Below are 22906 nucleotides of genomic sequence, written 5' to 3'. Positions count from 1 at the left end.
TACGGAAAGCATTAAAGATGCACCATCCCCAACTTCTTATACAAAAAAAGCATTCGATTAAAAATGCTTTTTTTGTATCTGTTTTTTTTAGCTAAACAAGCTGTAGATATAATTTTGGTTAACTAAATAACTCTTGCATATCCCTATCTGCGGTAGGTATTTTTTTTAGAAAGTCATCGAACCCGGCATTTTCCTGAGAGCTATACATTCCATAAGCATCAAGAATATAGCCTATCTGTTTGTCTTTGTCTTCTAACAAATAAAGTATGGAGTTGTCAGCAGGGTCAGAATCTCCTTCAAAGCGATAGGTTTTAATTATGGTAAGGTCTTCGGGGTTATAAATTTTATTAATGCCCACTCCTTGCATTTTACCATGATCTGTCATCTTTATTTCGTTATCCAGGCCTTTAAGTCTTAATTTTTCTAAAACCTGACTGAGTGTATTCATTTCTATTGGATGTTCCATAATAGGTCTTGTTTTTTGTAAGTAAAACAACAGCTTTTAGAAATGGTTTTCTTTTTTGTTGAAAGGGTATTATTCGATGTGCTATAATGTAAAAAGGCTAACCATAATTCATGGTCAGCCTTTTTGAATTTTAAATATTCCTTAAGCTTATAATGAAAAAGCAGCTTTTACTTTATCTACAAAGTCCAGTTTCTCCCAGGTAAACAATTCAACTGTAACTGTTTTTTCTTCGCCTCCGGGGCTTTTGAAAGTTTTGGTCACTGTTTCAGGTTTACGACCCATATGACCATATGCTGCAGTTTCACTATAAATTGGATTCCTTAGCTTTAAGCGCTGCTCAATAAAGTACGGGCGCATGTCAAATAGGTCTTCAACAATCCTGGCAATTTCGCCATCTGTTTTATTTACTTTGCTTGTTCCGTAAGTGTTAATATAAATGCCCATTGGTTTTGCAACCCCAATAGCATAACTTACCTGAACTAAAATTTCTTCAGCTACACCAGCAGCAACAAGGTTTTTCGCAATATGACGAGTTGCATATGCCGCACTTCTATCTACTTTGCTTGGATCTTTTCCTGAGAATGCACCACCACCATGAGCTCCTTTTCCTCCATAGGTATCCACAATGATTTTACGGCCTGTTAAACCCGTATCGCCATGAGGACCTCCGATAACAAATTTTCCTGTAGGATTGATGTGATACTCTATCTTATCGTTAAACAGATGAGCATATTGCGGGTATTTTGCAATAATTCTTGGAATAAGAATGTCCACAAGGTCCTTTTTGATTTTGGCTAACATAGTAGCCTCTTCATCAAAATCATCATGCTGGGTGGATATTACAATAGCATCAATACGAACTGGTTTGTTGTTGTCTGAATATTCCAGCGTTACTTGTGATTTAGCATCAGGACGCAAATAAGTAATTTCATTGTTTTCTCTTCTTAAGAGCGCTAATTCCTGTAAAAGTGTATGTGAAAGATCTAATGCCAAAGGCATGTAGTTTTCAGTTTCGTTGGTTGCATAGCCAAACATCATTCCCTGATCACCGGCGCCTTGTTCCTCTTTACTGGCTCTGTCTACACCTTGGTTTATATCTTGGGACTGTTCGTGGATTGCGGAAAGAATGCCACATGAGTTGGCTTCAAACATGTACTCACTTTTTGTATAACCAATTTTTCTGATTACATCACGAGCAATTTGCTGCACATCCAGGTAAGTTTGTGATTTTACCTCGCCAGCTAAAATAACCTGACCTGTGGTAACCAAAGTTTCACAAGCAACTTTTGACTCTGAATCGAATGCCAAAAAATTATCAATAAGTGCGTCTGAGATTTGATCTGCTACTTTATCCGGATGACCTTCAGAAACTGATTCGGATGTAAATAAATACGACATTTTAAATAATTAAAAATTTAATTTAAACAATTATATAAAATGGAATCAGACCCTGCGTAGCAGGCAGTAAAATGAAGTGTATGATAAGGTTAGCACTTTTTTTTACGTGGTTGCAATCCCGCTATTCTTAAATAGCATCGCAAATCAGTCCACTTTAATGCTGCAAAATTAGCATATATATTTAAATAGTCAAAAAATATCAATTATTTTGTACTATCATTAATCAAAAGGTTTTGTCGAAATCAAACATTCTATTTATTATTAATCCCATATCAGGAGGGAAGGATAAGTTAAAGATACCTGCATTGATAGATGCACACCTGGACCGCTCTAAGTTTAGCCCGAATTTTAGCTTTACGGAATATGTTGGTCATGCCTCGGAAATAGCTGAGGAAGCTGCAAATAAGAATTTTGATGTAATTGTGGCCGTTGGAGGCGATGGTACCATAAATGAAATTGCAACTAAGGTCATGCAACAGAATAAAGTGCTGGGTATTATTCCTTTTGGCTCTGGAAACGGGCTGGCAAGGTTCTTGAAAATACCCATGAATACTGTTGCTGCAATCAAGGTGATTAATAAGCTTAACGTTGAACTCATCGATACTGCCAGATTTAATGATAAATCCTTTTTCAATATGGCGGGGATGGGCTTTGATGCACATATCAGCTCTGTTTTTGCCGGAAATAAATCAAGGGGATTAACGGGCTACCTCAAATTAGGATTAACAGAAGTGTTAAACTATAAGCCTCAAATCTATCGGCTGAATATAGATGGAGTAGATTATGAACGTAAGGCATTTGTGATCAGCATAGCCAATTCTTCTCAATATGGCAACAATGCACACATCGCCCCCAAGGCATCGGTAGTAGACGGACTTCTTGATGTTTGTGTGGTTAAAGAATTTCCAATGTACAAATTACCGTTACTGGCATATGAAATGTTAAGTGCAAGAACTGATCGCTCCAAAATTGTTGAAATTATAAAAGGTAAAAATATAAAGATCAGCCGCAGTCAGGACGATGCAATACATATTGATGGAGAACCCTTTTTCATGGGAAAGGAAATAGAAGTGTCTATTGTGCCGTTATCGTTAAATATAATTACTCCTAGTTATGAAGTCTAAAAAGAAAACGCTAAGTGATCTTGGAGGAATAATGTATTCCACAGACCCTTCCTTTGTTTATCAGGAAGAAAGCGACGGTTCCAATGAATCAGTACCTAAAAACCAACAGGACCTAAGAGTTACATTGGATCGAAAGAACAGAGGTGGAAAAGCAGTTACCTTAGTCACAGGATTTAGAGAAAGTGATGAAGAACTGGAAAATTTGGCCAAAATGCTGAAAACGAAATGTGGCGTAGGAGGGGGAGCAAAAGATGGCGAGATCATCATCCAGGGAGATTTTAGAGATAAAGTGCTTTCACTCTTGCAAAAGGAGGGTTATAAAGTAAAGAAATCTGGAGGATAAATCGTTGACTTAATTTATTGATTTTCAGTATTTTAATTGTAAGTGTATAAGCAACAATAAGTTAAAATTTTCTTTAAAAAAGGTGTTTTTACCTTTTTATCTGTATAACTTTGCCTGACTAACTTATTATTCTTATGAGCAAAGCATTTATGCTTAGGCCTGATTTGAGCTATCTGGATCTGGATTCGGATATGGCTTTATATCAGCTTAACGTAGCACAATTGGTTGAGGAGGCCATAAAAAATGGAGAAGGTTCACTGGCTGATACAGGTGCATTGGCAGTAGATACAGGGAAATTTACAGGCCGTTCTCCAAAAGACAGATTTATCGTTTGTGACGAGCTAACCCGCGATTCGGTCTGGTGGGGTGATATAAATTTCAAATTCGAGCCGGAGAAATTTGATGCGTTATATAAAAAAGTAACAGCTCATCTTAGCAAAAAAAAATATTATGTAAGAGATTCGTTTGCCTGTGCAGATGAGGCTTACAAAACGACCATTAGGGTAGTAAGTGAGACAGCATATCAAAATCTGTTTTCTCATAATCTATTCTTAAGACCGGAAGACGGAGATATTCAAGAGCGACCGGAATGGACCATTATTGCCTGCCCTTCTTTTTTGGCGGACCCAGCTGTAGATGGAACGAGACAGCCTAATTTTACGATCCTTAATTTTTCAAAAAAAATAATCCTTATAGGAGGATCGGGATATACAGGAGAAATTAAAAAAGGGATTTTTTCAGTGTTAAACTTTATTCTTCCAGAGCAGAGACGTACATTATCAATGCATTGTTCTGCAAATGTTGGGAAAAAAGGAGATACAGCCATATTTTTTGGCTTATCAGGAACAGGTAAAACCACTCTTTCTGCCGATCCCGAACGTGGACTGATCGGAGATGATGAACATGGCTGGGGAAGTGAATCTGTATTTAATTTTGAAGGGGGCTGTTATGCTAAATGTGTGGATTTGACTATTGAAAAAGAACCACAGATTTTTAATGCCATAAAATTCGGTGCCTTGTTGGAGAATACCAATTACTTTGAGGGCACCCGAACTGTTGACTTTTCCAACATTGATAAAACGGAGAATACCAGGGTCGCCTATCCGATAAATTACATTGATCATGCCATAGTCCCTTCAATTGCTCCTGAACCGAAAAACATTTTCTTTCTTACAGCTGATGCTTTTGGCGTTTTACCACCAATTGCCAAATTAAATATCGGACAAGCGATGTTCCATTTTATATCCGGATACACCGCGAAAGTTGCCGGCACAGAAGCAGGTGTTACTGAGCCCCAGCTAACCTTCTCTGCTTGTTTTGGTAAAGCATTTCTGCCACTTCATCCAACAAGATATGCAGAACTCCTTGGAGAAAAGATGGAAAAGAATAATGTAAATGTATGGCTGGTTAATACTGGTTGGAGCGGAGGAGCTTACGGAGAAGGTAAGCGGATGAAGTTAGCATATACCCGTGCGATGATTTCTGCAGCGTTGAATGGAGCGCTTGAAGATGTTGAATTTACCACTGATCCTGTTTTTGGGTTACGGACTCCTTTGACCTGCCCAAATGTTCCATCAGAAATTTTGAATCCAAGAAATACCTGGGCAAGCAAGCAAAAGTATGATCATAAAGCCAATGAACTTTCTTTGGCCTTCATAAATAATTTCAAGCAATTTGAAGCCTTCGCAAGCGAAGAAATGATTAGTTCACTACCAAAAATAACCGAAAACACAGTTTAAAGCATTTTTTTTGCCTAAAAATTTGCATTTCAGTTTTTTTTTAGTTTTAATTGCGAAAGATTGTCTCCGCAACGAGACAATCTTTTTTAATTATACAGTAATACGTTAGATATAACGGGAGTGCAAACGGGTAAAATTGACGGGACAAAACGAATTAGCAAGCTAACGATTATTTAATTTGGAATTAAAATCAAAGTTATAAATTTGTTACGGCAACAATTGTTTGTAATAGTCGTTGTGTGTATTACGGAATATTTAATCTAATTTTAAAAAACAAAGTACTAAAAACTAAAAAACTAAAAAAAAATGGCAAACGCACCAAAACCAACAACAGTTAAAAAAGAAGGCTCTTCTACAGCTTCAAATTTATTCGCAACTCTTACTATTCCAATTTGTATCATTATTGGTATATGTGTTTACAAATTTATTTTCGGAGATAGAGGGAATTTCATCGATGGGGCTGATCCAGATCTTCACGATACACTTCCAAAAGTAGGTAACTACATGGGTATGGCTTACAAAGGCGGAGTTATCGTACCTGTTCTATTGGGTATGTTTCTTATGGTAATTGTATTCTCTATCGAGCGTCTTATTGTAATTGGTAAAGCAACTGGAAAATCTAGCCTGGATTCATTCGTTAAAAAAATCCAAGGATTTTTAAATTCAAACAACATCGAAGCAGCCTTAACTGAGTGTGATAAACAACAAGGTTCAGTTGCTAACGTAATCAAATCAGGATTGAAAAAATATCGTGAGATGGAAGTTGAAGCAAACATGGATACAGATCAAAAGTGTTTAGCTATCCAGAAAGATATCGAAGAAGCTACTACTTTGGAAATGCCAATGTTAGAGCAAAACTTAACTGTAATTGCTACTTTGGTATCAGTAGGTACATTAACAGGACTATTAGGTACAGTAACAGGTATGATCAAGGCCTTCGGTGGTTTGGCTAACTCTGGTGCTCCGGATCAGGCTGCATTGGCAACTGGTATTTCTGAGGCCCTAATTAACACAGCTACTGGTATCGGTACTTCTACTTTTGCGATTATCATGTATAACATCCTTACTTCTAAAATTGATAAATTAACTTATGCAATTGATGAAGCAGGTTTCAGCATCATTCAAACTTACGCCAGTACACATAAATAAAAAATAATGTATTTTTTTTTACCGGCTTTATGGAAAACCGGAAGAATTAACATCATTAGTAAAAAGTAAGTTTATTTATTAAATATTATGGCAAGAGCAAAGGTTCAAAGAAAGAGTACTTCGATAGATATGACCGCCATGTGCGATGTGTCTTTCCTGCTGCTTACTTTCTTTATATTAACAGCAACAGCGCGCCAGCCGGATCCTTTGGAAGTAACAATTCCAAGTTCTACCTACAAGATTAAAGTTCCAGATTTGGATATGGGGATTTTATCTATTGGTCAGGGTAAGGTGTTCTACGAAATCGTAGGAAAGGACGTAAAAATGGCAACGCTTGATAAAATTGGAGAGCAATACAAAATTCAGTTTACTCCTGAAGAGAGAGAACGTTTCGGTGTTCTTGGATCATTCGGAGTTCCTGTAAGCAGCTTGAAAAAGTTTATCATGATGAACGGTGACGAGAGAGATAAGTTTGCTAAGGCCAACTTGGGTATCCCGGCTGATTCAACAAACAATGAATTGTCTGAGTGGTTGTTGCAATCCCGTAAGGCGGTTGCAGAGTTACACCAGACTTCAATGAGGATAAGTATCAAGGGAGACGCTGAAGAAAAATATCCAAACATCAAAAAGATTGTTGATATTCTTCAGAAGCAAAAAATTAACAAATTTAGTTTAATTACATCGGCCGAGGGCGATGCTAAATAAAATCATACTATGGCAGAATTAGATACCTCCGGCGGGGGTGGGAAAAAAGGCGGCAAAGTAAGAAGTAAGAAAGCAAATACCAAAGTAGATTTAACTGCCATGGTAGATTTAGCCTTCCTGCTGATCACCTTCTTCATGTTAACCACCTCGTTGTCAAAGCCGATTGCAATGGACATTGCAAAACCTGATCAAGAGGACAATGATGTGAAAAACGAGCTTCGTGCATCTCAGACCATGACAATTCTATTGGGTAAAAACAATAAGGTTGCCTGGTACATGGGAGAAGCAGGAAAGACTCCACCAAATATTGAAAGCTTTGCTGAGGTTAGAAAATCAATATTAAAAAATAAAGACGAGGTAAGTAAAACTACCGGCCGACAAATAGTGATAGTAGTGAAACCAACAGAAGGAGCTACTTATAAGAATTTTGTTGATATAATGGACGAGTTGAATATCGCTAAAATTAAAACTGCTCCGGCTATTGATGATGTAAACATTATCGATAGTGAGAAAGATGCGATGAAACAAGCTGGGATATTATAAATAATTATAAACATAAAAATATTAGGCTATGTTTGGTTCTAAAATAGATTTATTAAAAAGGGATTGGCTTGATGTTGTGTTTGCCAATAAGAACAAAAGCTACGGAGCTTACGAGCTTCGTCAGAGAAGTTCTGCGAATACAACGAAATCATTGCTAATAGCATCAACAGCATTTGTGTTGTTGTTCTTATCCCCTAAAATTATGGAGTTATTCAAAGGAAAAGCTCCAGAAGAGGAAATTGTTAAGCAAACGGAAGTAGTGGTGCAGCCACCTCCTCCTGTAAACCCGGAAACACCTCCACCGCCACCGGTTGAGCCACCGCCGCCAAAACAGGATCAGGTTAAGTTCCCTCCTCCAATTGTAAAACCGGATGAGTTGGTACGTGACGAGGAACCGGTTGAAATTGAAGATTTGAAAAAGGCTGACCCAGGTCAGAAAACCATTGCCGGCGACCCTGATGCGGATATCGTTATTGCAGGTCCGGCAGGTGATGGCCCTAAACAAGCAGCGGTAGTAGAGGATACCAAAGTTTATGACTTTGTGAGTCTTGAAACGCAGCCATCTTTCCCTGGTGGTATGGAGAAATTCTACGCTTATTTGAAAAAAGCGGTAAGATATCCTCCTATGGCTCAGGAGAACAACATTCAAGGTAAAGTGTTTTTATCGTTCGTTGTTGAAAAGGATGGTAGCTTAACCGATATTAAAGTTGATAGAAAACTTGGTGGTGGTACAGATGAGGAAGCTGTTAGGGTGCTAAAAGCAAGTCCGAGATGGATCCCGGGAGTTCAAAATGGTAAAAAGGTGCGTGTGAAATATAACATCCCAATCAGTTTTACCTTATCACAATAGAATACAATGTTTAATTTGAAAACATTTATGCAGAAATCGCCTCAACAGCGATTTCTGTTTATTTTAGGGCTAGTTATGTTTGCCTTTTACCTGGTTCTGGGCCTTACATTAATCGTTTGGAAAGACATGCCGGTAACCATCGAACGGACTTACAGAATTCTCCTTGGTGTGTTGCTTATCGTTTATGCAGCAATAAGATTTACCCGGATAATTAATCAAAAAGATAATTAAAGAATGAAGAATCTAAGCTTTGCGTTCATTTTTCTGGTGCTGCTGTCTTGCAAAAATAAAAAGCAGACTGAGGTTGTTGAACAAACACGGACATCAGGATCGGTTAAAATTCTTGTTGACGAATCTTTTTCTTCGATTATCGCTGATCAGATCATGGTATTTAAATCTGATTATAAGCATGCGGAGTTTGCAGTCACTGCCGGTAACGAGAATAAAATAGTGCCTGCTTTTTTAAATGACAGCATTCGAGTAATCATATTATCCCGGATGCTAACACCCCAGGAAGATAAAATATACAGAAACAGAAGCATCGTTCCAAAGACATCCAGATTTGCCATAGACGGAATTTCATTGCTTACCCAGAAGGACGATCTTGACTCAAATATCACTGTTGAGGAGGTGATAGCGATATTAAAAGGAACTTCAAACAGTGGAAAACAGCTTGTTTTTGACAATGCCTATTCCAGCACGCTCCGGTATTTTAAGGAGCTGGCTCAAATCACAGAACTTCCAAAAAAGGGAGTTTATACTTTGAAGAACAATAATGACGTTATAAAGTACGTTGCTGAAAATAAGAATTTTATAGGAGTAGTCGGTGTAAATTGGTTAATAGCTAATAATTCCGATATGACTTCTTATATTGCAAAGGTGAAAACGATGGGGGTGAAGAATATTAAGGGGAAAAAGGGGGATAATGCATACTATCGTCCCGATCAGGCAAATCTAATTAGTGGTATTTATCCGTTTTTAAGAAATGTTTACATCATAAATTGTGAGGGACGGGATGGTTTAGGCACAGGTTTTGCAAACTGGTTATTAAGCCCGAGAGGTCAGTTGATCGTACTGAAATCTGGACTTGGTCCGCATAAGATGATGTCACGGGATTTTAACTTGAAGAATACAAAGTAAATTTTATATTTGGAAAACGAAAGTAATGGGCAGGGTAAGATGAGTTTGATTTTAGAAATGCCTTTTAAATATTTGAAACTAAAAACAAAATAGCGAACCATGAAAGCTGCAAAGCCGGCTTCATAACAATTAATTGAAAATAGAGGAACTATGAAAATGACAAAGAAAGCAATAACCTTAGGTTTAGGTTTAGTAGTGATGGGTTCTGCCTCTTTTGCTCAGAGCATTACCGATGCAAAGAAGGCGATAGATGCCGAACAGTACCAAAAAGCGACTTCAATGCTTAAAGCGTTGGTGTCGTCACAAAAAGGCAAAGGGGAGAATTACTTTAGTTTAGGTGATGTTTATTTAAGAAGGGATTATATTGATTCTGCTAGAGCTGCCTTTACTCAAGGTGTGACAGCTGATCCAAAAAATCCTTTAAATTATATAGGTTTAGGCCAGGCTGATCTTGCTTCAAATAATGCCGCGTCAGCTAAAACAAATTTTGATAAAGCAATTGAAGTTTCTTCAAAAAAAGACTTTACTCCATATTTGTATATAGGTAAAGCTTATTTGGAGGCTGAAAAACCAGACTTTGCTGCAGCACTACCTAACTTGCAAAAAGCGGAAGAGCTTGATGATAAAGATAAAGAAGCAGAAACATTTGTTGCTTTAGGTGATTACTATGCAGCACAAAGAAAGAACTCAGAGGCACTTCAAAACTACATGAGAGCTTTGAGTATTAATCCGGCCCTTTACAGATCTACCGTTCAGATTGGAAGAATGTATAAAGAGTCAAGAGCATTCAGCGATGCAGAAGTTGAATTGAAAAATGTGATCGCTGCTGATCCAAATTATGGTCCTGCTTATCGTGAGTTAGCTGAGTTGTATATGCAATGGGGAAATCAGGAGCCTGCAAATTTCGATGCTAAGGCGGCTGAAGCATTAACAAACTATAAAAAGTATCTTGACCTGACTGATAAATCATACGATTCAAGATTACGTTATGCTACTTTCTTGTTTTACGCGAAAGACTTTAAAACGCTGGAACAAGAAACTTCAGAACTTGCCTCAGTAAATCCGAATGATCCTAAAAGCTTGATCGTTTCAAGGTTAAGAGGATACTCTGCATATGAAAACAAAAACTATCCTCAGAGTTTACAGTACATGAAAGACTTTTTTGCGAAGGTAAAAGATACTTCACGTATTATCTCTGATGACTATATGTACCTTGGTAAAGCCTTAATGAAGGATTCTACAGATAAGGCTAACGACAGTTTAGGTTTAGTAAATGTGATTAAAGCGGTTAATATGGACTCTACAAAAGTTGAGGCTTTAGCGGAACTTGCAAAATCATATTATGATGCTAAAAACTATCCTAAAGCAATTGCAACATATGATGTGGTTAACCGTTTGAACCCAGAAGGTAAAGGTTCATTGTATAACTATTTTTACCATGCTATTGCCTCTTATGTGTCTTATTATAAGGCTTATACGGCAAAGACCAATCCATCTAAACAAATCTTAGTGAAAGGAGATTCTTCGTTAGCGAAATTGCTGAAGTTAGCTCCATCGACTTATGATGCGATTTTGTATAGAGCTAGAATCAATGACTTCATGGATGATGAAGCAAATCCAACAGGGTTAAAAATACCTTTCTACCAACAGTATTTAGATTCTGTCGAGGCTCATGTTGATAAACAAACTCCGGCAGTAAAAAAGAATATGGTGGAAGCCTATAATCAAATAGCGGGTTTTGCTTCATACAAAGAAGATAAAGTAAAAGCAAAATTATTCTGGGACAAAAGTTTAGCTATTGATCCTGCAAATACCACTGCATTAGAAGGTATTAAATCATTAACAGCTCCAGCACCAAAAGCTGCAGCTAAGCCAAAGAAAAAGTAATAATTTTATAATAAAAGAAAAAGGCGGGGTTGTTATCCCGCCTTTTTCTTTTATTTTTGCCTCATAATTTATATTTAAATGGAAACTCAAAGCGTACCCGTAGATTTTTTACCAATTATATTTCAAGTAGTTGTTGCCTTAGGATTTGTGGTGGTTACTTTAATCGCGACACACTTTTTAGGTCCAAAAAGAAAAACAGCTGATAAGCTGGCAACATTTGAAGCAGGTGTAAAAGTTGTCGGTAATGCGCGTCAGCCATTTTCCATCAAGTATTTTCTAGTGGCTATACTGTTTGTCCTGTTTGATGTGGAGGTGATATTCATGTACCCTTGGGCAGTTAATTTTAGAGCACTTGGAATGTCTGGAATGATAGAGATGTTCATCTTTATGGGAACCTTATTATTAGGCTTTATTTATGTGATAAAAAAGAAAGCATTGGATTGGAATTAGGTTATTTAGATTGTTTCTAAATGCCCTCAACTTAATTCATTTGCTTTTAAAAAATTGTAGATTTGTGGTTCATTCTTTAAAGGAATGAACCTTTTTCGTTTTGTATCATGAGTAACATCAATATAGTAGACGCGCCTCCAGGCATAGAAGGATCTGGTTTTTTTGCTACCTCCTTAGACAAGGTTATCGGCCTGGCCCGTTCCCATTCATTATGGCCCTTACCATTTGCCACTTCTTGCTGTGGTATTGAGTTTATGGCCACCATGGGATCTCATTATGACTTTGGCCGATTCGGATCTGAGCGTTTAAGCTTTTCTCCCCGTCAGGCAGATTTATTAATGGTAATGGGAACCATAGCTAAGAAAATGAGCCCGGTTCTTAAACAGGTATATTTGCAGATGGCTGAACCCCGTTGGGTGATGGCTGTTGGCGCTTGTGCATCCAGTGGAGGTATATTCGATACTTATTCTGTTTTACAGGGAATAGATGAAATTATTCCGGTCGATGTATATGTGCCAGGATGTCCACCAAGACCAGAAGCTATATTGGATGGTTTTGGTAAAATTCAGGAATTGGTTAGGAATGAATCTTCAAGAAGAAGAAATTCAGATCAATATAGAGAAATGTTGGCTTCATACGGAATTGACTAATGGCAGAGGTTACTAATCAGGAATTAATACAACAACTGACTGAAAAGTTCGGTGAAAAAATAGTTGGAATTAATGAGCCTTATGGCTTGCTTACTTTTGAAACCACAAAGGATGTTATTATTAATGTTCTGGCATTTCTTAAACAAAATACGCTAGCTAGCTTTAACTTTCTTACCGATATTACTGCAGTACATTATCCTGAGAAAAAGCATGGCATTGCTGTAGTTTACCATTTACACAGTATGGTGAACAAAATCAGGATTAGGGTTAAGGTTTTCATTGATGAGCATCATCCTGAAATCCCAACCGCTACAACCTTATGGAATGCAGCTAATTGGATGGAAAGAGAAACTTATGACTTGTTTGGAGTAAAGTTTGAAGGCCATCCGGATTTGAGAAGAATATTGAATATGGACGAGCTAGGTGTGCATCCCATGTTAAAACAATATCCTTTGGAAGATCCGAACAGAGTAGATAAAAAAGACGAATACTTTGGTAGATAAGAAAAAATGAATCAACCGGTATATACAGATAACGACCCACAGAATGAATTGGTAACCTTAAATTTAGGTCCAACTCACCCTGCAACACATGGTGTTTTTCAGAATGTAATTCAATTGGATGGTGAGCGCATCGTTAGTGGTGTATCTACTATTGGGTACATTCACCGTGCTTTTGAAAAAATTGCGGAACATCGCCCATTCTATCAAATTACTCCTTTAACAGATCGGTTAAACTACTGCTCTTCTCCCATAAATAATATGGGATGGCACATGACTGTAGAGAAGTTATTGAATATTAAAATGCCAAAGCGTGTGGATTACTTAAGGGTAATTATTATGGAATTGGCACGTATTTCAGATCACATTATCTGTAATACCATTATTGCTCAGGATACAGGCGCAACAACCACATTCTTATATTTATTTCAATTCAGAGAACATATTTATGAGATCTATGAAGAGATTTGTGGTGCAAGATTAACGACCAATATTGGTCGTATTGGAGGCTTCGAAAGAGACTTTAATGAAATTGCCTTTGCCAAAATCAATAAGTTTTTGAAAGAGTTCCCCGTAGCACTAAGAGAATTTGAAAGCTTGCTTAACCGTAACCGTATTTTTATTGACCGTACAGCGAAAGTTGCAGCGGTATCAGCGGAACAGGCACTGGATTATGGATGGACCGGACCGCTGTTGCGTTCAGCTGGAGTTGACTATGACGTTCGCGTGAGTGATCCATATTCGTCATATGAAGATTTTGATTTTGAAGTTCCGGTAGGAACAAGTGGTGATATTTATGACCGTTATCTTGTTCGGAATGAAGAAATGTGGCAAAGTGTTAGGTTAATCGAACAGGCTTTAGAAAAATTAAAGCACGAACCGGCAGGTATTTTCCATGCGGATGTACCTGAATTCTATTTGCCTGCTAAGGAAGAAGTTTATAATAACATGGAAGCTTTAATCTATCATTTTAAAATCGTGATGGGCGAAATTGATGCTCCTAAAGCTGAAGTATATCATTCAGTTGAAGGTGGTAATGGTGAGTTGGGCTTCTATTTAATCAATGATGGAGGAAGAACGCCATATCGTTTACACTTCAGAAGACCTAGTTTTATTAATTACCAAATGTTTGCACCAATGAGTAAAGGCATGCTGCTGTCAGATGCCATTATCAACATGAGTAGTATGAACATTATTGCAGGAGAATTAGATGCTTAAAGTAGAACAACAACAACCTGTAGAGTTTTCATCAGCTTTAAAAGAGAAGTTTGATGAGATAATTAGCAGATACCCGAAGGGTAAACATAAATCTGCTTTATTGCCGATGCTTCATGAGGTTCAGGCTGAATTAGGCTGGTTAAGCCCGGATGCAATGGATAAAGTTGCTGCTTATCTGGATATCCAGAACATTGAGGTATATGAAGTAGCTTCGTTTTACAGCATGTATTTTTTAAAACCTCAGGGTAAGTATGTTCTGGAAGTATGCAGAACCGGCCCTTGTTGTTTAGTGGGTGCTGAGAAGCTGATGAACCATATAGAACAAAATCTAGGCGTTAAAGAAGGGGAGGTTACACCTGATGGCTTGTTTAGCTGGAGAGGTGTAGAGTGTTTAGCTGCCTGTGGATATGGCCCGGTATTACAGATCGGTCCGGAATATACATTTTACGAAAACCTTAATGAACAAAAGGTTGACGAGTTGATACAAGATTTACGCAAGAAATAATGGCCCGTAAACTATTATTAGAACACATAAACGTACCAGGCATCAATACATTTGATGTTTATCGCCAAAAAGGCGGTTATCGTGCCGTAGAAAAGGCCTTAAAAACTTTGACTCCTGATGAAGTAGTGGAAGAAGTTAAGAAGTCTGGATTACGTGGACGTGGCGGTGCAGGATTCCCTACGGGAATGAAATGGAGTTTTTTGGCGAAACCTGAAGGCGTAGCAAGATATTTAGTTTGTAATGCAGACGAGTCTGAGCCAGGAACTTTTAAAGATCGTTATCTGATGACCCATATCCCTCATGCACTTATTGAGGGAATGATCGTTTCAAGTTTTGCGCTGGGTGCTAATACCTCTTACATTTATGTAAGAGGTGAGATGATGCCCCAGATTAGAATACTGGAAAAAGCAATTGCAGAAGCAAAGCATGCTGGGTTTTTAGGAAAGAATATTTTAGGAACCGGCTATGATTTGGAACTATATGTTCAACCAGGTGGCGGTGCATATATTTGTGGAGAAGAAACCGCATTATTGGAGTCTTTAGAAGGTAAAAGAGGAAATCCCAGGATTAAACCTCCTTTTCCTGCAATTGCAGGGCTTTACGGATGTCCAACTGTAGTAAACAATGTGGAGTCTATTGCGGCGACTGTGCCTATCATTAACGATGGTGGTGATGAGTATGCCAAAATAGGAATCGGCAGAAGTACAGGAACTAAACTGATTTCAGCTTCTGGTAACTTAGTGAGACCAGGTGTATATGAAATAGATCTGGGATTGCCTGTAGAAGAGTTTATTTATTCTGATGAATATTGCGGAGGTATCGCAAACGGTAAAAGATTAAAGGCTACTGTAGCCGGGGGATCATCTGTTCCTATCTTACCCGCAAATCTTACCCTGAAGTTAGCGAATGGCGAACCAAGATTAATGAGCTATGAATCGTTGTCAGAAGGTGGTTTTGCTACTGGATCAATGATGGGTTCTGGCGGTTTTATCGCATTTGATGAAGATCAGTGTATTGTTAGAAACACCTGGAACTTCGCTCGTTTTTATCATCATGAAAGCTGTGGACAATGCTCTCCTTGTAGAGAAGGAACAGGATGGATGGAAAAAGTGCTGCACAGAATAGAGTATGGCCATGGTAAAATGAGCGATATTGACCTATTGGTTGATGTTTCTAAAAAGATTGAAGGAAACACAATCTGTCCTTTAGGCGATGCGGCAGCATGGCCGGTTGCAAGTGCAATCAGACATTTCAGAGATGAGTTTGAATGGCATGTTAAAGAGCCAATCAAATGTTTAGATACTAATTATGGTTTGGCAAATTATGCTGAGCCTATTGCGAAAGCAGAAGTTACGACAGGAAATTAACAATCATGAGTGACAAAGTTAAGGTAACCATAGACGGGATAACAGTAGAAGTAGCACCCGGCACAACTATTCTAAATGCTGCAAGGCAAATAGGTGGTGATATAGTGCCTCCTGCAATGTGCTATTATTCCAAATTAGAAGGTAGCGGAGGAAAATGCCGTACTTGTATTGTTAAAGTTAGCAAGGGGTCTGAGAAAGATCCCAGGCCAATGCCAAAGTTGGTAGCATCATGCCGTACAACAGTTATGGATGGCATGGAGGTTCAAAATATCACTTCTCCGGAAGTTATTGAAGCGCGAAGCGGTGTAGTAGAAATGCTACTGATCAACCATCCTTTAGACTGCCCTGTTTGTGATCAGGCCGGAGAATGTGACCTTCAGAATCTTGGATATGAGCACGGTTTGCAGAAAACCAGATATGAATTTGAGCGCAGAACTTTTGAACGTATCGATATTGGAGATAAGATCCAGTTACATATGAACAGATGTATTTTATGCTATCGTTGCGTATTTACTGCCGACCAGATTACAAACAAACGTGTACATGGTATTTTAAATAGAGGTGATCACTCAGAAATTTCTACCTATATACAAACAGCTGTAGATAATGATTTTTCCGGAAACGTGATTGACGTATGCCCTGTTGGAGCATTAACCGATAAAACATTCAGATTTAAAAATCGTGTTTGGTTTACCAAGCCAATTGACGCACACAGAGATTGTCCTACATGCAGTGGTAAAGTTACTTTATGGTATAAGGGAGAAGATGTGCTAAGGGTTACAGCACGTAAAGATATTTATGGTGAGGTGGAAGAATTTATCTGCAATACCTGCCGCTTCGATAAAAAGAAAACGGCTGATTGGGTAATTGAGCATCCCACTCATATTAGCGATACTTCCGTTATTGCTTCTAACCATTATGAAACCTTAAAGCCTTTGCCTGTTATTCAAAACAATCCTCAATTACAACAGGCAAATAAAGTAGAACTAGAAAAAACAACCAAATTCTAATGGATATAGCTTTTGTAATAGAAAAATTTGTACTGGTTGCCATCATATTTGGTATCAGTTTATTGATTGCTATGTACTCTACTTATGCTGAGCGGAAAGTTGCTGCCTTTTTACAGGACAGGCTTGGACCAGACAGAGCAGGGCCTTTTGGGATACTTCAGCCATTGGCTGATGGGGTTAAAATGTTCATGAAGGAAGAGATTATTCCTTCAAACGCCAGTAAGTGGTTATTTATGGTAGGACCGGGATTGGCCATGCTTACCGCTTGTATTGGAACAGCAGTTATTCCATGGGGCAGCAATATAACCATCGGAGATCGTGTTATTCCATTGCAGGTAACGGATATCAATGTAGGTATTTTATACATCTTTGGTGTGGTTTCACTAGGTGTTTACGGAGTAATGATCGGTGGCTGGGCATCAAATAATAAATACTCATTGTTAAGTGCCATTCGTGCGGCATCGCAAAATATCAGCTATGAGATCGCTATGGGCTTATCTATTATTGCTTTGTTGCTCGTTACAGGAACAATGAGTCTTAAAGAGATTGTGGAACAACAACATGGCTGGCACTGGAATATACTTTACCAGCCCTTAGGGTTTGTCATTTTTATGGTTTGTGCCTTTGCAGAAACCAATAGGGCTCCTTTTGATTTGCCGGAGTGTGAAACCGAGCTGATTGGTGGTTATCATACGGAGTATTCTTCAATGAAACTGGGCTTCTATCTATTTGCTGAATACATCAATATGTTTGTGTCATCAGCAGTTATGGCTACGCTTTATTTTGGAGGATATAACTATCCGGGTATGGATTGGGTATTGTTACATACAGGACCGGTTATTGGTCCTCTGATTGGAACGTTTGTATTTTTTATAAAAATATTCGCATTCATATTTTTCTTTATGTGGGTACGCTGGACAATCCCTCGTTTCCGCTATGATCAATTGATGCACCTTGGCTGGAAGGGTTTAATTCCTTTGGCTATCGCTAACATCATTATCACAGGAATTGTGATTGCAATAATTGAAAAGTTTTAACTACCCGCACTAGCGGATAAATAATAAGGAGGTTTAATGGAACCATTAACCAGTAAAAAGAAAGTATTAGAACAAAAACCATTAACGTTTGCAGAACGAATGTATCTGCCTGCAATAGCCAAAGGTTTGTCTGTTACAATTAGCCACCTATTTAAAAAAGAGGCTACCATAAGATACCCTGAAGTTGAAAGAGAATTCTCAACCAACTTTAGAGGGATGCATTCTTTGAAAAGAGATGAGCAGGGAAGAGAGCGTTGTACTGCTTGTGGGTTGTGTGCGCTGTCCTGCCCGGCTGAAGCAATCACTATGATTGCTGCAGAACGCAAGCCTGAAGAAAAGGAACTCTATAGGGAAGAGAAGTATGCTGCAGTATATGAAATTAATATGTTGCGCTGCATTTTCTGTGGTTTATGTGAAGAAGCCTGTCCAAAAGAAGCAATCTACCTGGATGGCCCAATCGTACCTGCCGATTATCTTCGTAAAGATTTTATTTACGGGAAGGATAAATTGGTAGAGCAACCATTGAATAAATAGTAATTTAGTATACAATGCCTGTTAAGGGCCTTTTAATATAAACAGTTTAAACATAGATAATGGGTACTTCAGTATTCTATTTCGTAGCAACATTAAGCGTGATCTTTTCACTGATGGTTATTTTTTCAAAAAACCCGGTGCATAGTGTGCTTTATCTGATTGTTACATTCTTCACATTTACGGTTCACTACATTCTGTTAAACGCACAGTTTTTGGCTGTGGTAAATTTCATTGTTTACATGGGTGCAATTATGGTTCTATTCCTTTTTGTGCTGATGTTACTGAACCTCAATAAGGATAACGAGCCGTTAAAATCAGGAGCAGTAAAAGTTGTCGGTGTGATCGCAGGATGCTGTCTTGTGGTTACTTTGGTTGGATCCCTAAAGGCTACTGCAGTGTCTGATCCGGTGATTTTAAGAAATCCTAATTTGGGCTTACTGAAAAATCTGGGCAAGGAATTGTTCGGCCCTTTTATGTTGCCGTTTGAACTTTCATCAATCTTATTGCTTTCTGCGATGGTTGGTGCAGTATTGTTAACTAAAAAAGAAAAAGTATAGTGGAGAACATGACTCAACAATTGCAGGGCGTACCACTTAACCACTACATCTGGCTAAGTGCTATTATTTTCACCATTGGCGTTATTGGAGTATTAACCCGCAGAAACGCTATAGTTATATTTATGTCGGTTGAATTGATGCTGAATGCAGTTAATTTGCTGCTAACAGCTTTTTCAGTGCATAACAATGATCCATCCGGACAGGTTTTTGTGTTTTTCATAATGGCTTTAGCCGCTGCAGAGGTTGCGGTGGGCTTAAGTATTATTGTGATGGTGTATAGAAATACACAGTCAGTAGATATTAATGTGTTGAATCGCCTTAAGTGGTAATATTAAGTATAGATAAAAAATGATAATAGATTTAGTTTGGCTGGTTCCGTTGATTCCTCTGATTGGTTTTATAATCAATGGCTTGGGAAGAAACACATTATCTAAAAGCCTTATTGGTTTTATAGGAAGCAGTGTTATTTTTGTTTCTTTTGCGATCAGTGTTGGTATATTTCTGGCCTTAGGTGCAGACGCAAATAAATCTCATGAAATTTTTCTTTTTGATTGGATAAATGCCGGTGCGTTACATATTCCGGTATCTTTTCTGGTAGACCCGTTAAGTGCTATAATGCTACTTATTGTTACCGGAGTAGGGTTTCTGATCCATATCTACTCAATCGGATATATGCATAGCGATGAAGGATTCGGTAAGTTTTTTAGCTACCTGAACCTGTTTATCTTTTTTATGCTTTTACTGGTATTGGGATCAAACTACATCGTAATGTTCATTGGATGGGAAGGGGTTGGGTTATGCTCTTACCTTCTGATCGGGTTTTGGTATACAAATAGTAGCTATGCTTCTGCAGCTAAAAAGGCTTTTGTGATGAACCGTATCGGTGATCTGGGCTTTTTGCTGGGTGTATTCTTTATCTTCACTACTTTCGGAAGTGTAGAGTTTTCTAAAATATTTCCTCAGGCAGCTAATATGCTCCCTGGAAACACAACCATAGCGCTTATCGCATTGTTGTTATTTATCGGAGCCTGCGGTAAATCTGCTCAGCTACCTCTTTTTACCTGGTTACCTGATGCGATGGCTGGACCAACACCTGTTTCAGCCTTAATACATGCCGCAACCATGGTTACTGCCGGTATCTATATGATCGCCAGATCTAACCTGATCTTTGATTTGGCCCCTTTAATTCAACACGTAATTGCCATCGTTGGCCTTGCTACCGCTATTGTAGCGGCAATTATTGCACTCACGCAAACAGATATCAAAAAAGTACTTGCTTATTCTACTGTATCACAATTGGGATACATGTTTTTAGGTTTAGGTGTTGGCGCATATAATGGAGCTTTCTTCCATGTGATTACTCACGCATTCTTCAAAGCATTATTATTCTTGTGTGCAGGATCTGTTATTCATGCCTTACATCACGAACAAGATATGAGACATATGGGCGGTTTACGTAAAAAACTACCTGTAACTTTTATCACAATGCTTATTGGTACCATTGCTATAGCAGGGCTTCCTCCTTTTTCTGGATTCTTCTCTAAAGACGAGATTTTGGCACATGTGTACCTGCACGATAAAGTAATGTGGGGAATTGCAGTATTTGGCGCGTTTCTTACTGCATTTTATATGTTCAGGATGTTGTTCCTTACTTTTTACGGTAAATATCGCGGAACGCATCATGCCGAAGAAAAAATTCATGAATCACCTAAATCAATGACAATTCCTTTGATCGTGTTGGCGGTATTGTCAGCCGTTGGTGGTATCATTGGTGTGCCTGAGGCTTTGGGCGGAAATCATTGGTTATCACATTGGCTTTCTCCGGTAATTAAGCATACCGGGGAATCACCGGATCACGCTACTGAATATATCCTTATGGCAGTTTCTGTGGTTGGTGTTTTAATCTCTATTGCAATAGCATATGGCAAATACATCAAACAAAATCACATACCGGCTTCAGATGAAGCTAAACGTTCTGTGCTGGCAAACCTGTCTTACCATAAATTTTATGTTGATGAGATATATGATGCATTAATTAGAAAACCTTTGGATGCAATTTCAGTATTCTTCTACAAAATCGTAGATAATAAGATCGTTGATGGTATTGTAAACAGCTTAGGCTGGGGAACTACCGAAGCCAGTAAAGGTTTGCGTTTAATACAATCCGGCAATGTTGGGTTTTATATTTTTATGATGGTGGTAGGAATCATCTCATTGTTATTGTATACTTATTTATCTCTATAAAAGATCGTTCAAGAAAACATAATGGAACAACTTTTACTACTTCTTATATTCTTACCATTGCTAGGCGCCTTGGTTACCGCTCTTTCCGGAAATGCAGCAAAGCATGTGGCATTGGTTTCGGCAATTGTCTCTTTAGGTTTTGCATTGGCGATGGTATGTAATTTTACACCTGATGCCAGCACCCAATTTGTGGTAAACTACTCCTGGATTCATGATCTTGGGATAAATTTCCACGCTGGTGTCGACGGAATAAGTATGATTACAATACTATTGACCAACGTGTTAATACCATTAATCATATTGGCAAGTTACCAGCATAGCTACAAAAGTTCAAATGCATTCTTTGCTTTAATTCTTTTCATGCAAAGCGGATTGTTAATCGTATTTACCGCTCTTGATGCTTTCTTGTTCTATATTGGCTGGGAAGCAGCATTAATTCCGATTTACTTTATCTGTGCAGTTTGGGGCGGAAAAGATCGTATTAAGGTAAACATGAAATTCTTTGTTTATACCATAGCGGGTTCGTTATTTATGCTTCTGGGGCTGATTTACCTTTACTTACAGAACCCTGCGCATAATTTTGATATCCAGGCTTTCTATAATCTTAATTTGGATGCAACACAACAGGGCTGGATATTTTGGGCTTTCTTTATTGCTTTTGCAATTAAGATGCCTGTATTCCCCTTCCATACCTGGCAGCCCAATACGTATACCGAAGCTCCTGCTGCAGGTACCATGTTATTGGCGGGTATCATGCTTAAAATGGGTATTTATGGGGTTATCCGCTGGTTGTTGCCTATAGTTCCTTCCGGAGTTCAGGATTGGGGTCATGTAGCAATCATACTGTCTGTTATAGGAATCGTATATGCATCAATTATCGCATTTACACAAAAAGACGCAAAGCGTTTGGTGGCTTATTCTTCAATTGCCCACGTTGGCCTAATCAGTGCAGGTATTTTTGCTTTGAATACACAAGGTATGCAGGGTGCAATGATTCAGATGCTAAGTCACGGTATCAATGTGGTAGGTTTGTTTTTTGTTCTTGACATAGTCTCAAGCCGTTTGAAAACAAATAGAATAAGTGAATTGGGTGGAATCGCAAAACAGGCACCTGTATTGGCAATTACGGCTTTGATCATCGTTCTTGGAACGGTTGCATTACCTGGAACCAACGGCTTTATAGGAGAATTCCTGTTGCTGATAGGCGTGTATCAGTACAATATCTGGTTAGCTGTTTTTGCAGGATTAACAATTATTTTCGGGGCAGTTTATATGTTCAGGATGTACCAGAACATTATGCTGGGTAAAACGAACGATTTAACAATTACCTTTACAGACGTTAAAGGTTCGGAAAGGATAGTACTATATATCATTTGCGCACTAATTATTGTATTAGGCGTTTATCCAAAACCAATTCTGCAATTGTCTGAAGCATCAGTGCAGCATTTAATAGAACAAGTAACACAAAAATTAACATCGGTAAACTAAGC

General features: G+C 38.3%; 25 protein-coding genes. 23 read left to right on the top strand and 2 right to left on the bottom strand.

The genetic code is table 11. From position 1 onward, the window contains the following. Positions 1-118: 118 nt before the first annotated feature. Positions 119-466 carry a hypothetical protein gene (locus HQN86_RS17215; protein WP_172662153.1) on the bottom strand — a complete coding sequence of 116 codons (348 nt, stop codon included), beginning with the start codon at positions 464-466 and terminating at the stop codon, positions 119-121. Between the two features lie 147 nt (positions 467-613). Next, positions 614-1864, bottom strand: a complete 1251-nt coding sequence (metK, locus tag HQN86_RS17210) for a methionine adenosyltransferase (RefSeq protein ID WP_172662152.1) — start codon at positions 1862-1864, stop codon at positions 614-616. A 233-nt stretch (positions 1865-2097) separates the two neighbouring features. On the opposite strand from metK, the gene HQN86_RS17205 reads away from it, so the two are divergent. From HQN86_RS17205 to HQN86_RS17095, 23 genes are all read left to right on the top strand, one after another. After that, on the top strand, positions 2098-2988 hold the full coding sequence (locus tag HQN86_RS17205) for a diacylglycerol/lipid kinase family protein (RefSeq protein WP_172662151.1): 891 nt from the start codon (positions 2098-2100) through the stop codon (positions 2986-2988). Further along, positions 2978-3331, top strand: coding sequence for a translation initiation factor (locus HQN86_RS17200; RefSeq protein ID WP_172662150.1), 354 nt, complete (start codon positions 2978-2980; stop codon positions 3329-3331). Before HQN86_RS17205 ends, HQN86_RS17200 begins: the two co-directional genes overlap by 11 nt. A 134-nt stretch (positions 3332-3465) precedes the next feature. Next, positions 3466-5070, top strand: a complete 1605-nt coding sequence (gene pckA, locus HQN86_RS17195; protein ID WP_172662149.1) for a phosphoenolpyruvate carboxykinase (ATP) — start codon at positions 3466-3468, stop codon at positions 5068-5070. A gap of 306 nt (positions 5071-5376) precedes the next feature. Then, on the top strand, positions 5377-6219 hold the full coding sequence (locus tag HQN86_RS17190) for a MotA/TolQ/ExbB proton channel family protein (protein WP_172662148.1): 843 nt from the start codon (positions 5377-5379) through the stop codon (positions 6217-6219). An 87-nt stretch (positions 6220-6306) separates the two neighbouring features. Then, positions 6307-6924 carry a biopolymer transporter ExbD gene (locus HQN86_RS17185; protein ID WP_172662147.1) on the top strand — a complete coding sequence of 206 codons (618 nt, stop codon included), beginning with the start codon at positions 6307-6309 and terminating at the stop codon, positions 6922-6924. 9 nt (positions 6925-6933) lie between these two features. Further along, positions 6934-7467 (top strand): ExbD/TolR family protein, encoded by a 534-nt coding sequence (locus tag HQN86_RS17180; RefSeq protein WP_172662146.1) that lies wholly within the window; start codon positions 6934-6936, stop codon positions 7465-7467. A gap of 28 nt (positions 7468-7495) precedes the next feature. Continuing rightward, complete coding sequence (locus tag HQN86_RS17175; RefSeq protein ID WP_048903390.1) at positions 7496-8317, top strand: energy transducer TonB; 822 nt, start codon at positions 7496-7498, stop codon at positions 8315-8317. A gap of 27 nt (positions 8318-8344) precedes the next feature. Continuing rightward, positions 8345-8548 carry a hypothetical protein gene (locus tag HQN86_RS17170; RefSeq protein WP_246269676.1) on the top strand — a complete coding sequence of 68 codons (204 nt, stop codon included), beginning with the start codon at positions 8345-8347 and terminating at the stop codon, positions 8546-8548. 3 nt (positions 8549-8551) lie between these two features. After that, positions 8552-9457 (top strand): substrate-binding domain-containing protein, encoded by a 906-nt coding sequence (locus tag HQN86_RS17165; RefSeq protein ID WP_172662144.1) that lies wholly within the window; start codon positions 8552-8554, stop codon positions 9455-9457. Positions 9458-9607: 150 nt separating this feature from the next. After that, positions 9608-11344: a tetratricopeptide repeat protein gene (locus HQN86_RS17160; RefSeq protein WP_172662143.1), complete on the top strand. Its 1737-nt coding sequence runs from the start codon at positions 9608-9610 to the stop codon at positions 11342-11344. A gap of 78 nt (positions 11345-11422) precedes the next feature. Then, the gene (locus tag HQN86_RS17155; protein WP_048903394.1) at positions 11423-11794 is read left to right on the top strand and encodes an NADH-quinone oxidoreductase subunit A; all 372 of its coding nucleotides are present in this window, start codon (positions 11423-11425) and stop codon (positions 11792-11794) included. A 107-nt stretch (positions 11795-11901) separates the two neighbouring features. Further along, a complete protein-coding gene (locus tag HQN86_RS17150; RefSeq protein WP_172662142.1) occupies positions 11902-12444 on the top strand; it encodes an NADH-quinone oxidoreductase subunit B in 543 nt (180 codons plus the stop codon). Further along, entirely contained in the window at positions 12444-12947 is a 504-nt protein-coding gene (locus HQN86_RS17145) for an NADH-quinone oxidoreductase subunit C (RefSeq protein WP_172662141.1), read from the top strand. The genes HQN86_RS17150 and HQN86_RS17145 overlap by 1 nt, the downstream gene beginning before the upstream one ends. A gap of 6 nt (positions 12948-12953) precedes the next feature. Then, positions 12954-14162: an NADH-quinone oxidoreductase subunit D gene (locus HQN86_RS17140; RefSeq protein ID WP_048903397.1), complete on the top strand. Its 1209-nt coding sequence runs from the start codon at positions 12954-12956 to the stop codon at positions 14160-14162. Then, positions 14155-14667, top strand: coding sequence for an NADH-quinone oxidoreductase subunit NuoE family protein (locus tag HQN86_RS17135; RefSeq protein WP_172662140.1), 513 nt, complete (start codon positions 14155-14157; stop codon positions 14665-14667). The genes HQN86_RS17140 and HQN86_RS17135 overlap by 8 nt, the downstream gene beginning before the upstream one ends. Beyond that, positions 14667-16034: an NADH-quinone oxidoreductase subunit NuoF gene (nuoF, locus tag HQN86_RS17130; RefSeq protein ID WP_172662139.1), complete on the top strand. Its 1368-nt coding sequence runs from the start codon at positions 14667-14669 to the stop codon at positions 16032-16034. Before HQN86_RS17135 ends, nuoF begins: the two co-directional genes overlap by 1 nt. Before the next feature lie 5 nt (positions 16035-16039). Beyond that, on the top strand, positions 16040-17044 hold the full coding sequence (locus HQN86_RS17125; protein WP_048903399.1) for a 2Fe-2S iron-sulfur cluster-binding protein: 1005 nt from the start codon (positions 16040-16042) through the stop codon (positions 17042-17044). Next, positions 17044-18081 (top strand): NADH-quinone oxidoreductase subunit NuoH, encoded by a 1038-nt coding sequence (gene nuoH, locus HQN86_RS17120; protein WP_172662138.1) that lies wholly within the window; start codon positions 17044-17046, stop codon positions 18079-18081. Before HQN86_RS17125 ends, nuoH begins: the two co-directional genes overlap by 1 nt. A 36-nt stretch (positions 18082-18117) precedes the next feature. Next, positions 18118-18615: a NuoI/complex I 23 kDa subunit family protein gene (locus tag HQN86_RS17115; RefSeq protein ID WP_048903401.1), complete on the top strand. Its 498-nt coding sequence runs from the start codon at positions 18118-18120 to the stop codon at positions 18613-18615. A gap of 59 nt (positions 18616-18674) precedes the next feature. Next, on the top strand, positions 18675-19172 hold the full coding sequence (locus tag HQN86_RS17110; protein WP_048903402.1) for an NADH-quinone oxidoreductase subunit J family protein: 498 nt from the start codon (positions 18675-18677) through the stop codon (positions 19170-19172). Between the two features lie 8 nt (positions 19173-19180). Beyond that, complete coding sequence (gene nuoK / locus HQN86_RS17105) at positions 19181-19501, top strand: NADH-quinone oxidoreductase subunit NuoK (protein WP_216854440.1); 321 nt, start codon at positions 19181-19183, stop codon at positions 19499-19501. Positions 19502-19523: 22 nt separating this feature from the next. After that, positions 19524-21416: an NADH-quinone oxidoreductase subunit L gene (nuoL, locus tag HQN86_RS17100; RefSeq protein WP_172662424.1), complete on the top strand. Its 1893-nt coding sequence runs from the start codon at positions 19524-19526 to the stop codon at positions 21414-21416. A gap of 21 nt (positions 21417-21437) precedes the next feature. Beyond that, complete coding sequence (locus HQN86_RS17095) at positions 21438-22904, top strand: complex I subunit 4 family protein (protein ID WP_172662137.1); 1467 nt, start codon at positions 21438-21440, stop codon at positions 22902-22904. Positions 22905-22906 lie beyond the last annotated feature (2 nt).

Source organism: Pedobacter panaciterrae, assembly GCF_013204795.1.
GTDB classification, from domain to species: domain Bacteria; phylum Bacteroidota; class Bacteroidia; order Sphingobacteriales; family Sphingobacteriaceae; genus Pedobacter; species Pedobacter panaciterrae.
The sequence above is the reverse complement of the archived record's forward strand: the minus strand, read 5'-3'. Positions and strand labels throughout refer to the sequence as shown.